The 13,106-nt window shown below is 40.1% G+C and carries 16 protein-coding genes; 2 read left to right on the top strand and 14 right to left on the bottom strand.

What is annotated here, in order from left to right; all coding sequences use genetic code 11:
• Positions 1-27: 27 nt before the first annotated feature.
• Genes ACP8HH_RS01055 through ACP8HH_RS01045 form a run of 3 tightly spaced genes read right to left on the bottom strand, consistent with a single transcriptional unit; the run spans position 28 to position 2,042 of the window.
• The gene (locus ACP8HH_RS01055; protein ID WP_438314639.1) at positions 28-624 is read right to left on the bottom strand and encodes a DedA family protein; all 597 of its coding nucleotides are present in this window, start codon (positions 622-624) and stop codon (positions 28-30) included.
• Positions 625-1,197 (bottom strand): class I SAM-dependent methyltransferase, encoded by a 573-nt coding sequence (locus tag ACP8HH_RS01050; protein ID WP_438314636.1) that lies wholly within the window; start codon positions 1,195-1,197, stop codon positions 625-627. It abuts the gene before it with no gap.
• A 56-nt stretch (positions 1,198-1,253) separates the two neighbouring features.
• Positions 1,254-2,042: a phosphatidylserine decarboxylase gene (locus ACP8HH_RS01045; protein WP_438318948.1), complete on the bottom strand. Its 789-nt coding sequence runs from the start codon at positions 2,040-2,042 to the stop codon at positions 1,254-1,256.
• 94 nt (positions 2,043-2,136) lie between these two features.
• Between ACP8HH_RS01045 and pssA the strand changes: the two genes are divergently transcribed.
• Positions 2,137-2,676 carry a CDP-diacylglycerol--serine O-phosphatidyltransferase gene (gene pssA, locus ACP8HH_RS01040; RefSeq protein ID WP_438314633.1) on the top strand — a complete coding sequence of 180 codons (540 nt, stop codon included), beginning with the start codon at positions 2,137-2,139 and terminating at the stop codon, positions 2,674-2,676.
• 102 nt (positions 2,677-2,778) lie between these two features.
• Here the strand turns inward: pssA and ACP8HH_RS01035 are convergent, their stop codons facing one another.
• The 9 genes from ACP8HH_RS01035 to ACP8HH_RS00995 form a co-directional block, all read right to left on the bottom strand.
• On the bottom strand, positions 2,779-4,080 hold the full coding sequence (locus ACP8HH_RS01035; protein ID WP_438314630.1) for a serine hydrolase domain-containing protein: 1,302 nt from the start codon (positions 4,078-4,080) through the stop codon (positions 2,779-2,781).
• A 90-nt stretch (positions 4,081-4,170) separates the two neighbouring features.
• Positions 4,171-5,133 (bottom strand): 2-hydroxyacid dehydrogenase, encoded by a 963-nt coding sequence (locus ACP8HH_RS01030; RefSeq protein WP_438314627.1) that lies wholly within the window; start codon positions 5,131-5,133, stop codon positions 4,171-4,173.
• A gap of 48 nt (positions 5,134-5,181) precedes the next feature.
• Positions 5,182-6,831, bottom strand: coding sequence for a M20/M25/M40 family metallo-hydrolase (locus tag ACP8HH_RS01025; RefSeq protein ID WP_438314624.1), 1,650 nt, complete (start codon positions 6,829-6,831; stop codon positions 5,182-5,184).
• Between the two features lie 133 nt (positions 6,832-6,964).
• Positions 6,965-7,975, bottom strand: a complete 1,011-nt coding sequence (gene moaA, locus ACP8HH_RS01020; protein WP_438314621.1) for a GTP 3',8-cyclase MoaA — start codon at positions 7,973-7,975, stop codon at positions 6,965-6,967.
• A 4-nt stretch (positions 7,976-7,979) separates the two neighbouring features.
• Positions 7,980-8,549, bottom strand: coding sequence for a molybdenum cofactor guanylyltransferase (gene mobA / locus ACP8HH_RS01015; RefSeq protein ID WP_438314618.1), 570 nt, complete (start codon positions 8,547-8,549; stop codon positions 7,980-7,982).
• Positions 8,546-8,779 carry a molybdopterin converting factor subunit 1 gene (gene moaD, locus ACP8HH_RS01010; RefSeq protein ID WP_438314616.1) on the bottom strand — a complete coding sequence of 78 codons (234 nt, stop codon included), beginning with the start codon at positions 8,777-8,779 and terminating at the stop codon, positions 8,546-8,548. Before moaD ends, mobA begins: the two co-directional genes overlap by 4 nt.
• 6 nt (positions 8,780-8,785) lie before the next feature.
• Complete coding sequence (locus tag ACP8HH_RS01005) at positions 8,786-9,223, bottom strand: molybdenum cofactor biosynthesis protein MoaE (protein WP_438314614.1); 438 nt, start codon at positions 9,221-9,223, stop codon at positions 8,786-8,788.
• 1 nt (position 9,224) lies between these two features.
• A complete protein-coding gene (gene mobB / locus ACP8HH_RS01000; protein WP_438314611.1) occupies positions 9,225-9,683 on the bottom strand; it encodes a molybdopterin-guanine dinucleotide biosynthesis protein B in 459 nt (152 codons plus the stop codon).
• Complete coding sequence (locus ACP8HH_RS00995) at positions 9,680-10,936, bottom strand: molybdopterin molybdotransferase MoeA (RefSeq protein WP_438318946.1); 1,257 nt, start codon at positions 10,934-10,936, stop codon at positions 9,680-9,682. The genes mobB and ACP8HH_RS00995 overlap by 4 nt, the downstream gene beginning before the upstream one ends.
• Before the next feature lie 70 nt (positions 10,937-11,006).
• On the opposite strand from ACP8HH_RS00995, the gene moaC reads away from it, so the two are divergent.
• The gene (gene moaC, locus ACP8HH_RS00990; RefSeq protein ID WP_438314607.1) at positions 11,007-11,501 is read left to right on the top strand and encodes a cyclic pyranopterin monophosphate synthase MoaC; all 495 of its coding nucleotides are present in this window, start codon (positions 11,007-11,009) and stop codon (positions 11,499-11,501) included.
• A 15-nt stretch (positions 11,502-11,516) separates the two neighbouring features.
• On the opposite strand, the gene ACP8HH_RS00985 is transcribed toward moaC, so the two are convergent.
• Entirely contained in the window at positions 11,517-12,029 is a 513-nt protein-coding gene (locus ACP8HH_RS00985) for a MogA/MoaB family molybdenum cofactor biosynthesis protein (RefSeq protein ID WP_438314604.1), read from the bottom strand.
• A 12-nt stretch (positions 12,030-12,041) separates the two neighbouring features.
• Positions 12,042-13,061 (bottom strand): ThiF family adenylyltransferase, encoded by a 1,020-nt coding sequence (locus ACP8HH_RS00980; RefSeq protein WP_438314601.1) that lies wholly within the window; start codon positions 13,059-13,061, stop codon positions 12,042-12,044.
• Positions 13,062-13,106 lie beyond the last annotated feature (45 nt).

The raw sequence follows: 13,106 nt of genomic DNA, 5'->3' as shown, positions 1-13,106 counted from the left end.
ATAGTCGGGACTAAATTACTTTCCATATCATCTAACGATTTTGTTCTTCCTCTTTTTATTATAATAAAGCAAAGATAATATCAACAAGATCACGAACCCCGCTAATAGTCCATATTTGAAAGCAAGCTCAGCTATGATGCCGATTCTGTTTCCAAAAAAGATACCTAACACGAAATACAATAATGTCCATAGGAACCCCGTCGTATAGGAATAAAGGGCATACGTTTTAAAGCTCATCCCATTAATACCAACAATATACGGTACCACATGCCTAACTATCGGTATGAAGTAACTAATTATCAAAGCAAAGTTTCCATATTTATAAATCATTCGCTGAGATATGAACAAATATTTAAGCTTCTTTTTACCAATTAATCGATTTAGAATTCTTGAACCAAAGAGTTTACCAAGCACAAATCCTAAGGATAACCCACTTACCACACCTAAATATGTTGCAAGAAATGCCGGGATTGTATCGAGTACACCTAACGTCGTAACTAAGCCCCCACCCATAGCGACAACTTCATCCGGAATCGGTGCACCGACAACTCCCAACCATAAACAAAAAAACAATGCAAAGTAGCCGTAATCTTCTATATAGGGTAATAAATCATTTACATTCATTTACTGTATAACCAGTTCATTTCCGCAAGAAAGCACATATGCCGGAGGAAGATTAAGCCATACTTTTTCAATGGATATTTGCGGAAAGTATTTATTTATGAACGATAGTTTGTACAAGGAATACTGAAACGTAATAAACCTACCGTCCGGTTTTAATAATTTAAGAACATTATGCAATATTCGCTCCGATACATCTTTTGGTAAGGATGCGAAAGGTAGACCTGATACGCAATAATCAATTTCATTTACATTTAAAGCTAATAAGAATTCTACAATATCCTCAGCTGAACCATTAATAACGTGCACACTTTCATCATTTTCATATTGCTTTTGTAAAACAGAATAGAAGGACTTATTTATTTCTATTAATAAAAGAAGGGTTTGCGGTCGTTTTCTTTTCATAATTTCCCGTGTAAAAGAACCCAAACCAGGCCCTATTTCTACGATACATTTGGCCTGTTCAAAGTCGATTCCACTAACCATTCCCTTAGCTAATTGTGAAGTGCTTGCTGCTATTGCCCCGGTATTTCTCGGATGCTTAATATATTCTTTTAAAAACCTCAATATGTGCATAGGGATTCACCTCGCTAAGTGTTGTACCAATAAGTCAGTTAATGTTAGACGTACCTCTAACAAATTTGTTTCTGAGGCACAAGTGCGCCAATCTTTTGTCCGTATTTTATTTCCATTTCAAAAGAGAGTGATTTTTCAATTTCAAAATCGCATTCATCTATGAATAAGACAACGGTGGAACCAAATGAAAAGTATGCCATTTCACTACCTTTTTTCAACTGATTCGTTTCATGAGTTAGATGAATACTATTAATATTCAGTGCACCCACTTTTATGACGGCTGCATTGACTTGCTCATTTCTTACCAACGAAATAAGACGGTAATTTGTCGATAATGGTTTATTGCCGTATTTCATTCCTAAACTATTTACCGGATACGACTTCCCTCCACAGGTCCATTGTTCTTCAATAATGCCATCTATTGGGCTGTGTATTCGGTGATAATCCGTTGGTGATAAATAAAAAAGGAAATAAGAACCGTTTTTAAACTTATCCTCTTTATTTTTACAATCAAATATTTGTTCCATACTGTATTCTTGTCCCTTTACAACAAATGTATCGTTCTCAGAAACTTTACCGAAAGATGATAATACCCCGTCAACTGGGCTAACAATTGTATCCACTCCGTCATCTATTTTTCGGGCATCTTTTTTCAACGTTCTTGTAAACAACTCTTGTAAGCTTGCATATTCTTCGAGAGGATGTTCCATCTCATCAACATTAACTTTATATAACTTAACAAACGATTTATTTAAAGATCGACTTAAACGAGAAGATGTGAATCGTTTCAATACATTTGATGAAATCGGGTGTCCTGTTAATTCGACTAAAGATTTAAAAAACATTTTCCTCAAAATAACACCCCCAAAAAACAATTTAGTAGTATAATAAAAAAAAAGCCATTTCCTATGGATATGGTACAAGATAGGAGTGATAAAGTTGTCTTTCACTAAAAGTGTTGATACAAAAAAGAGACTAATTCTTAATCAATCTGCCAATGTATTAACAATGCTCAATCTAGGTTCAGGCTCCATGGCTCTCATACTTATTATGAAAGGTCATGCCTCATTAGCTGCAGGTTTAATTTTCTTAGCTGCTGTTTGTGATATGTATGACGGAAAAGTCGCCAGAAATCTTAACATATCTTCAGATTTTGGTAAGCAATTGGATTCTTTAGCCGATTTAATTTCATTCGGTGTGGCCCCTGCCCTACTCATCTACCAAAGCATTCTTTTTCAATATTCTATTGCCGGCATTTTACTTACAGTCATGTACATTTTATGTGGTGCTATTCGTTTGGCACGTTTTAACGTCACAACGTTCACAGGAAACTTTCAAGGCTTGCCGATCCCAGCAGCCGGTTGTCTTCTCGCTCTATTCTTCCTAATGAGGTTCTACATTCCATCTGTCTTCTTTATGTTCATCTTACTTGGTTTATCCGTTTTAATGATTGGTACATTTAAAGTGAAAAAGATTTAACCTAAGTTATTTTATACTCTTTAAAAACTTTACCACGTTTACCATAATAAAGCTTACTCTTATTAAGAAGGTATCTACCAGTATTGTGGTAGATACCTTTTTTTAGGTTGTAGATTTAACCAGCATTCTAAGACCTATAGAAAGTGCCCAGGCCTTGTTATTTTCATCAAAATGAAAACGAATTGGCTTTTCGATTGGGAGCATTACTAATGTCTGTTTGTCGCTTGCGCGTAGTTGGAATGTTTTGTCCGCGACGATTGCCGTCATTGTAGTGTCTTGTTGTAAGATTCGGATTTTTGCACCTTCATCTGATCGATAGATTCCAAGCATAGGTCGTAGTTCAGCATCCGTTATTTCATAGTGCGGTTCAACGCTTCTTTTCTCGTCAATAGGGATGTTTAACGCTGTATTCACCGCTGCGAGCCAAATTGCATCCGCATTTACATCGCTTAAGTTCGTTAGAACAACCGCTACGATACCCTTTTCCGGAACAAATCCGAAATTGGAAGAGACACCTGGTTGTCCTCCGCCGTGTTCTACCAATGTGACGCCCATATAATCAGGAGTCGATTTTAACGCATATCCGTAAAAGCTGTCGCTGATCACTTGGTGTACGTGTTTAGCCATTTCAGATGAATATTTTTTCCCGATGATTTGATTTTCTAGCGCGTCCACATAAACCTGTCCGTATTTTAATAAATCCGTCACATTTGAGCGAATGCCTCCACCTACCGCATAATTACCTAATTCTGGCCACAAACAAGCTACTGGTTTTTCATTTTCTAACACATACGGTGTTGTGACATTTTCGACGTTCTGTAATTCATCTAGATCATATGTCGTACGATTCATATCTAAAGGTTTTAAAATGAAGGTTTTTATGTATTCCTGATAACTTTCACCTGACACTGTTTCAATAATTGCCCCAAGTAAAAGGAACATATCATTGTTGTAACAAAAATATTCGCCCGGTTTTCCTAAGACTGTCCATTCCTTCTTGTTAATATAGTCCATATGTTCTTCAAAACCCGCTAATTCCACTATTCTTTCTGTTGTTGCAAGACCTGTTGTGTGGGAAAGGAGGTGTAGAATTTTTATATTCTCCATCTTTTCATAGCCGATCAAACGAAAGTTGGGGAGGTACTTACTAACGGAATCTTCGACTTGTAACTTCCTTTCCTCCACTAATTTCATAATTGCAAGTGCTGTAAATGACTTTGTAACCGAGGCAATTCCAAAAATCGTTTCCGGAGTGATTGGTTCATTCGTTGCTAAACTTCTCTTTCCAAAACCACTTTCGTAAATGGTTTTTCCGTTTTCAGAAACCGCAACTGCAACACCAGGTATTTGTTCTTTCTTCATGAGTTCTTCTACAAACTTTTCAAATTCATTCCAACGACTCAAGTAGCATTCACCCTTACTTTCACTGAATTCTAAGAATCAATCACAATTTAAATAGAAGCCCTCCAAATCAAACAGGGGTCAACTACCAGATTAGACTAAACGATTTTCGGGTTCGCGTCCTTCAAGAACATCAATAATCGCATTCGCATTTAGATTCATCATCCCGATGCGTGTTCGAATGCTCGCACTACCGATGTGCGGCAATACCGTAACGTTGGGTAGCGTTAGAAGTGGATGATTTGGATCTACAGGCTCTACTTCGAAAACATCCAATCCAGCTGCCCAGATTTGGTTGTTTTTAAGGGCGTCGTATAAAGCTTCTTCGTCGACGATTCCCCCACGTGCCACGTTAATCAGTACTGAAGTTTTCTTCATTAAAGCAAGTTCACACTGTCCAATTAAACCTTTTGTTTCTGGTGTAAAAGGCGCCAAAATGACCACAAAATCCGATTGTATTAACAAGTCATCCAGTTCCGCGTATTCAAAACCATAGGCTTTTTCAGCTTCTATTTTCCGACTTCGGTTATGGTAAAGTACTTTCATATCAAAGCCCATTGCACGTCGCGCGACCGCCTCACCGATACGTCCCATACCAATAATGCCGATTGTTGCTCCGCCAACGTCCATGCCTGTATAATCCATCGGTGTCCAAGACTTCCAGTTCCCTTTTCGAAGCTCACTTTCTGCTTCTATTAATTTTCGGGCTGTAGCAAGAAGTAATGCAAACGTTAAATCCGCTGTCGTATTAGTCAGTACACCAGGTGTGTTCGTTACAATTACACCTTTGGACTGCGCCGCCTCAGTATCAATATTATTAAAACCGACGGCCAAATTTGAAACAACTTTCAAGTTTTTCGCAGCTTCAAATACTTCTTTGTCTATGCGATCTGCGATGACAGACCAAAGTGCATCTGCTTCCGCAACTTCTTTTAATAAAATATCGCGTGGAACGGATTCACTTTCCGACTTCCACATACGTACAGTGAATTTCTCCTGAAGTGGTAAAACGACTTCCTCAGGCAACTTTCTTGTGATAAAGACGACAGGTTTCATTAAACTACCTCCTAAATTTAAAAGAACAAATTCATAAAAGTTGCGTTCTTAATTCAACAATCGCTGAATCACTTCATGGGTTAAATTTGGGACGATTTCATGCGAGAATTTAATTTCTGTTCGTTCATATTGTTTATGACCGTCATACCCGTAAGGACCGATGTTAATAACGGGTACATTAATGGCTCGTATATCGTCATAGTTTACAAAATGCTTCGTACCCCATCCCGGATTATTGTTCATAACCGCATCAATTTCTTCTTCGTCATCACTTAGTGCCATAAAACTTGCATCAGCAATGTATGGGAAAAAATTTTTTGTCACGATTGGGTGCTCATATGCCGGTTGGACGCATTTAATTGCTTCATCAAGAGCCCTCAGCAAATTCTGCTCATTCTCGTCTTTCCCAGTCACTTCAATTCTAGGTGAATATAAAGAAGAATAAAACAAAATAATAACAGGCTGCTGATCACTCATCCATTTACACGCTTCTTCAACAACGCGTGCCGCAAACATTCGTGTATCGAGATCCTTTACTTCCATGAGTCCATCCTTAAATTTCTTCATATGGTTTATATACGTTTCACCATGCTCTTCCGTTAGTAACGCAACCAACTCCTCATAGATATAGACGCGCGGCTTCCACGTTATGTCGCGAACGGGCTGGTTGCTCAATTTACAGTATTGCTCATACTTTCTTTTGAACTCATTCAATGCATTCTCAAAAGCAATTTCGGCCTGCTCTTTCAATTTTACAAGAACATCTTGAGGAGACCACGAATGAACGAAAAAATTATAATAAACAAAAGCGGACAACGCCGTTTGCACGGTATATGTAGGTTTTAAATCAGTCTGTTTCAAGGACACTGGCGGTACAGTCACTTCCCCATATGCTTCATTGCATAAATCTGGATTGTAACTGATTTGTTTTGTTAGTTCTGCTGCAATAAAGTTCGGATCAATCCCATCAAAACAAGTTCCAACATGAACTTCCTCCCCGGTAATAAAAAACGAAGGCAATAGTTTACCTACTGTCCCTTTATAAATATAGCGATTTTCATCCCCATCAAACCTCGGAGTGACAAAATCCGCATTAACTGCACCAATATAATCGAAACCGTATTCTTCGCGTAGCGCTATTAACTCTTTAAGTGCAGATAATATGCCACGGGACCCATCTTCTTCGTCACATTCCGTGATAACAACGAGGTTTCCTTTAAGTCTTTCGGGATGTTCTGAATAATATTTGAGCAAATACAAATTACTTGCGACACCACTTTTCATATCCAAGGTGCCCCGGCCAAAGAGATATTCGCCAGATTCAAGATGCTCCGTAACAATCGCTGGAAGTGATTCTGATTTTAGGGCATTCATTAGTGCGTCCGGATTGCATGCATGGGTTTCCAAATGATTGAAATCCTCAATTCCTACCGTATCCATATGTCCCATTAAGAGGACTGTTTTATCACTCGGTTCTTTCGTTCCTTTGACGAATGCAATGACATTGTACCGTTCAATATCGTCATCTATGGTTTGCTGATATCTGACGAATGAAGGATTTTCTTTGAAATAAGATAGCTTTTTAATCCAATTATGAACTACTTGGCTCATTTCAATTTCACCGCCCAAGTTCACAACGCTATTCGTCTGTACAAGTTTTTTCGTTAAGGCGAATACTTCTTCACGACAGATTAACATATTCATATCTCCTAACCTATTTGGTATAAGAATCTCCATTTAGTTTAGCATAAACCCAAACTGTTTTCAGAGTTCATAGAGTTATCAAAATAGAAATAAAGATAAAAGAAAAAAACGCTACCTAAGTAACGTTTTATCCTCCAATATAGCTCATTCCAATTTTCTTACGATTTTTTGCAGTTTGTTCAGTACGCTCATCTGAATATCGATCTGTTCGACCTTCCCATACATTCCGGATTGCATCTAACAATTCATCATCGGACAAACCACTGCGAATCAATTCCCTTAAATCGAAGCCTGAAGACGCAAACAGACATGTATAAAACTTCCCGTCTGATGAAAGACGAGCACGTGTACAGGATGAGCAAAAAGATTCGGATACGGAAGTGATGAACCCTACTTCAGATTCGCTATCCATATAACGGTAGCGTTTCGCGACTTCACCGAAATATTCTTCATCAGACGGTTCCATTTCGTACACTTCACTCAGCATTTCGTAGATTTCTTTTTTCGTTACAACTTTGTCAAAACTCCAACCATTATCGTTTCCAACGTCCATAAATTCTATAAAACGTAACGTAATTCCACGTTCTTTAAAATAAGCGGCCATTGGTAGAATTTCACTTTCATTAACACCCTTTTGCACAACCATATTCACTTTAATTTCAAAGCCGATTTCTCGTGCAAAGTCAATATTTGATAGAATAAAATCAGGATTTATGCCGCGCCCATTTAACACTCCAAAAATTTCTGGGTCAAGCGCGTCCAAACTCATATTTAATCTTCTAAGGCCCGCATCATACAACGGTTGCGCAGCCTGGCGTAATAATACACCATTTGTCGTAAGCCCAATATCCTCAATGCCCTCTATGACAATTAACTTCTTAACGAGATCCGGAAGTCCCCTTCTCATAAGGGGTTCTCCGCCTGTTAGACGTAATTTCTTAACTCCAAGTGATGCAAAAAGTTTCGCAAAGCGCTCGATTTCCTCAAATGATAAAAGTTCGTTCTTCGGTAAAAAAGCATAATCATCACCGAAAACTTCTTTTGGCATACAGTACGTGCATCTGAAATTACAACGGTCCGTTACCGATATCCGTAAGTCTCGAATCGGTCGACCCAATTTATCTATAATCGTTTGCATGGCTTTAACCTCTCTCCAAAACATCCGGCGTATTCACATTCGTAAATACAAGCTCCTCGTTATCCGTGAGCAAGTATCCAGGAACCCAATGTGAATGATTTTCATCCAATAACTTCATCACACTTAACCGTTCGTTCTCAAGTGCATTTCGAAGGGCGTCCTTAAAATGATTATCCCATATTGAAACCAAAGGGTGCTGTCTATTTTTTGAAATAACCGCCGTGATTCCTTTTTCGTGAAAAGTCATTAACCTTTCAAGCACTTCCGAAGTTACATAAGGCATATCCGTTGGCAACACAACGTAGCGGTCCGCTTCCACAGATTCCATACCGGAAAGGATCCCTGCAAGCGGACCGAATCCAGCAAATTCGACGATGTCGGTTAGGACATGATCTTCTTTTCCATGACGTTGAATGAGTTCGGGGCGAGTTACGATTACTACTTGATCACAAAGGATTCTGAGCACATCAACAGCAATTTCATAAAAATATTTATCTCCATACTTAGCAAATGCTTTTGGCGAGCCAAATCTTCTGGAGAAGCCACCCGCTAAAACGATTCCTATAGTACTCAACCGCCACTTACCGGTGGAATAAAGGCGCATATATCGCCCGATTGTATTACATCATCTTTCAAAGCGTATTCCTCATTCACCGCAACGTGAATCGTATCTTTTCCAAAACCAGGATACGTATCCTCAGCCCAATCAAGTAAATCCTGCACAGTCATATTATCTCTTTCGAGAGTTTCATCTGCTTTCCCTGTTAACTCGCGCAGTCTTGCAAAGTAATTCACTTTAATCACTTTGGTTCATCTCCCTTCTTTCGGATATTTTTTCTGTCCACCAATCCATTCTTCCCCGTCTTCCCATATTTCTTTCTTCCAAATTGGAACAACTTCTTTCAATCGCTCAATTGCATATTCATTTGCTTCGTATGCTGCTTTTCTATGAGCCGAAGAAACAGCAATTAGAACAGCAATATCAGAAATTTGAAGTTCCCCAATTCTGTGGGCAATCGCGACTTTGATGCCTGGCCATTTGGACTCCATTTCAGCCCCTATTTCAGCCAACTTTTTCTCCGCCATTGGGATATAAGCTTCGTAGGAAAGAAATAATGTCCGGACACCGTGCGTCCACTCGCGAACATTGCCCGTGAAAATCGTTACTGCACCCGCACCTGCATGAAGAACATAGTCCGAATACTTCTGTATTTCGATGGGTGTATCCACAATTTCAAATGCTTTCATTTCAAAACTCCTTTTCGACCCATTCCATAAGCCATTTATCAAGTTGATCATTGTTCACATTTCGAACAACGAGCTCTATATCTGTAAGGTTTTTCAATTCTTCCCAGTCTGTTTCATCACGCAGTAAAAGAACTTTCTTACCTGTTTCTCGTTTATATCCTTCTATTAATAAAACATCCGGATGATCCATCATTGCAATCTCTTTTAATCCAATGAAATCGGGTTCTGCGCTCATATGGAGCTGAACAACGCCTCCACCTGCAACGATTGTCGTATTTGCACCTTCCGCAAGAAAACGCATCGTATCCGTCGATGAATCCGGCATTTCAGGTGCACCACCGTGCCCGTGATGTTTGAGCACGGCAACCCTATATCCATTTGCTTTCAGTAGTCGAACCCATCTTAAAACAAGAGTTGTTTTGCCGCTGTTTTTAAACCCTACGACATGCAGTGTTTTCATAGCACCCAATCCGCAACGCCTTGTTCTGCACCTAACAAAAGGATATCAACTTTCATGCCCGCTGTAAAACCCCTTGTTCCACTCGGAAGTACAATGATGCAGTTTCCGCGTGCGATGGATGACACCGCACTTGATTTATTAAATCCTGCGGGTCTTGCAACAACACCGTCGGGCGTACTTTCCCAAATCGCACGAACGAAACGTGTGAACGGGTTGGGCTTTTGGAAGTCTTCCGAGAGTTCCGCAGTCATCCGAGGCATATACGGTTTGTCCGCGCCCATCATATGTAAAATTGCGGGTCTCGCAAACAGTTCAAATCCCGTAAAACAAGCAGATGGATTTCCTGAAAGGCCGAATAAAAGCTTTTCACCCAACACAGCAACCGTCGTTACACTACCGGGTCGCATCGCCACTTTATTAAATAAAACCTTCGCACCAAGCCGCTCATAAATCATTGGCAAATGATCATAATCTCCAACAGAAACGCCGCCCGTTGTTATGAGTACATCCGTTTCCTCGATTGCTTGCTCGACCATTTGAGCACATGAATCTAAATCGTCTGCGTGCATTCCATAAGACTTGTAATCAATTCCCATTCGGTCAAGTTGAGCCATAATCATCGGTCCGTTGGAATTTCGAATCTTTCCCGGTACAAGTTCTTCATCCACATTCAACAGTTCTGTTCCAGTAGATAAGATGCCTACAACAGGTTGTTTGGCTACATTTACAAGCGCATAGCCGAATGTCGCAAGAAGAGCGATTGTTCCAGGATGAATGAGCGCTCCCGCGTCAATGAGATGTTCTCCCTCTTTCGCATCTTCGCCTTTATACGAGATGTTTTCACCTTTGGAAAAGGGCTTGCGTATGGTAAATGCATCTTCCGTTTCCACTGTTTGTTCGAACATTACGACGGCATTTGCATTTTCTGGAATTAAAGCTCCCGTCATAATGCGAAAAGCTTCGCCTTTATTTATCGGACGATCCGCCACATGCCCTGCCCCAATTTCCCCAATTACATGAAAAGGAACGCGCGAATCCCCGGACGCGCCATCCGTGTCTTCCGAACGAATTGCGTAGCCATCGTAAGGAGATCTATCGAAGGGAGGTACATCGTGTTTCGCAAGAAGTGGTTCAGCAAGGATTCGGCCATAGGCATTTTCTAGAGGAATTTCCTCGCTTTCAAGTGGATACGCGTGTTTCATCACAAGTTCGACTGCATGTGCAACTGGAATAGGCTTTCTTATTTCTACCACGTTTTTCACTCACTTTCTTCTGTTATACTTAAAAGTAGATCGGTACTCTATTTTGAAAGGATTGATTTCTATGTCTAAACTAACTCATTTTAATGAACAAGGACGCGCAAAAATGGTCGATGTCTCCGAAAAATCCGAAACAGTGCGAACAGCTATTGCAAAATCCTCGATAATTGTCAACGAAACCATACACGAACAAATTACAGAAGGTACAAATAAAAAAGGTGATGTGTTCGCCGTCGCTCAAGTCGCTGCAATTATGGCAGCCAAAAGTACATCCTCCATCATCCCGATGTGTCATCCAATCCCACTAACCGGTGTAGATATTTGGTTCGACTGGCTTATCGATGAGACGACTGCCCATTACGAAGTACAAATACAAGCGGAAGTAAAGACAAAAGGGGTGACCGGTGTTGAAATGGAAGCACTCACCGCTGCATCCGCTGCTGCCCTAACCATTTACGATATGTGTAAAGCAGCCGGTAAAGAAATGGTAATTGGGCCTACAATGCTTCTACGCAAAACGGGTGGAAAAAACGGTGATTTCGAACGTACCGAACAGTAATTCTATTCTAACGTATTAATCGTCCAAGTGTTTTGTGATTTCATGTATGACATGGTGGAGTTCTGGTATGACAAGTTTGTCCATCAAGAGCTCCACTGCGTTCACCGAGCCAGGTAACATAAAAATCACTTTGTCTTTAACGATTCCTGCACTTGCCCGGCTAAGAAGTGATTTAGTTCCAACATCCTCATAACTAATCATACGAGCCAATTCTCCAAAGCCATCGATTTCCTTCGTAAAATAAGGTTTCAACGTTTCAGGTGTTACGTCACGAAAACCAAGGCCTGTTCCGCCCGTCGTAATGATTCCGTGAATGTTCGGATTTCGTAACCATTCCTCAACGATCGACTCAATTTCCATCTTATCATCTTGACAAATCCATGTTTCAAAAATTTTATGGCCCACACTTTCAAGTTTTTGACGAACGGTCCATCCCCCACGATCATTGGAAATGGTCCGTGTATCACTTGTTGTGAGAACACAGAATAGCAATTGTTTTTCTGTATTTAATTCATGTGAGTCCGACAATAAAATTCCTCCTTATCCGAAAAACTGATGATATAATTTACGGCCTTTCTTTAAATCTTTTAATCCGTGAATGAGCAATCGCCCGTTACTAAATAAGATGCACCGAAACGATTCAACTGTAAATTCTACGAAAAACGGTGTTACTTTATATTTTGCCCTAAGACGTATTGCTACAGCCTCACCATCTGCGATTGTAAGTTTTCGATTAGCATCCGGTATAACTTGAACAGTATCACGCCCACATAAAACGGCATAACCGGTTCCTTCAGTTTCAACCAAAGCTGGATACAGTGGATTTGGACCGCATGTTGTACATTCCGCGTTTTTCATGCGAGTTATACCGGCTTCTACATGCGTATTATTCCAAACGTCAAAATGGAATAGTTTTTTCCGCATCGCATCTTTATTTCCCGTTAGCCATTTGAGTGCCTCAGCACTTTGATGAGCAGCGGTAATTTGGACCGCTGGAGCGATAATCCCCGTTGTATCACATGTTTCGTTTACTGCTGGTAAAACCGGAAGCAAACACCTGAAACAAGCGGACTCACCGGGTATGAATGGGAAAACTGTTCCTGAACTACCTACACAAGCGCCGTAGATCCAAGGAATCCCTCTTTTCCATGCGATATCATTCATTAACAAACGGGTCTCGAAATTATCTGTTGCATCTAAAATAATTTGAGCATCCTTTGTAATTTCTTCAATTAGGGGTCCATCTATATGATTAAGTACCGTAGTAATCTCAACGTCTTGTCGAATTTCTTTAAGTCTCTTTTCAGCGGCGATTACTTTAGGTATTCCTTCCAGTGCATCCTTTTCAGTAAATAATTGCTGCCTTTGCAAATTGCTAGATTCAACATAATCACGGTCCGCAATCGTTAGTTTTCCAATTCCGGCACGCACAAGCGTTTCTGTAATAGCGGATCCAAGTGCCCCGCATCCAATTACAACTGCATGAGCAGTACTTAGTTGTGCCTGTCCCGAATTTCCAATCGGTTTAAATAGTGTCTGTCTTGAAAAGCGATTTTCCATCGGACTGCACCCTTTCTATGGCGTAAATGAAAGCAAGGGCATCAG

Origin of the sequence: Sporosarcina sp. FA9 (genome assembly GCF_051550205.1) — a bacterium.
GTDB lineage: Bacteria > Bacillota > Bacilli > Bacillales_A > Planococcaceae > Sporosarcina.
This window is presented reverse-complemented; position numbering and strand designations above follow the sequence as displayed.

Coding starts and splice junctions, on each gene's coding strand:
- ACP8HH_RS01025 (WP_438314624.1), bottom strand. CDS start 6,831: ATGTTAATCTGTCGTGAAGAAGTATTCGCCTTAACGAAAAAACTTGTA.
- mobB (WP_438314611.1), bottom strand. CDS start 9,683: ATGAAAACACTGCATGTCGTAGGGTTTAAAAACAGCGGCAAAACAACT.
- ACP8HH_RS01030 (WP_438314627.1), bottom strand. CDS start 5,133: ATGAAACCTGTCGTCTTTATCACAAGAAAGTTGCCTGAGGAAGTCGTT.
- moaC (WP_438314607.1), top strand. CDS start 11,007: ATGTCTAAACTAACTCATTTTAATGAACAAGGACGCGCAAAAATGGTC.
- ACP8HH_RS00980 (WP_438314601.1), bottom strand. CDS start 13,061: ATGGAAAATCGCTTTTCAAGACAGACACTATTTAAACCGATTGGAAAT.
- moaA (WP_438314621.1), bottom strand. CDS start 7,975: ATGCAAACGATTATAGATAAATTGGGTCGACCGATTCGAGACTTACGG.
- ACP8HH_RS01005 (WP_438314614.1), bottom strand. CDS start 9,223: ATGAAAGCATTTGAAATTGTGGATACACCCATCGAAATACAGAAGTAT.
- ACP8HH_RS01055 (WP_438314639.1), bottom strand. CDS start 624: ATGAATGTAAATGATTTATTACCCTATATAGAAGATTACGGCTACTTT.
- ACP8HH_RS01045 (WP_438318948.1), bottom strand. CDS start 2,042: ATGTTTTTTAAATCTTTAGTCGAATTAACAGGACACCCGATTTCATCA.
- ACP8HH_RS01050 (WP_438314636.1), bottom strand. CDS start 1,197: ATGCACATATTGAGGTTTTTAAAAGAATATATTAAGCATCCGAGAAAT.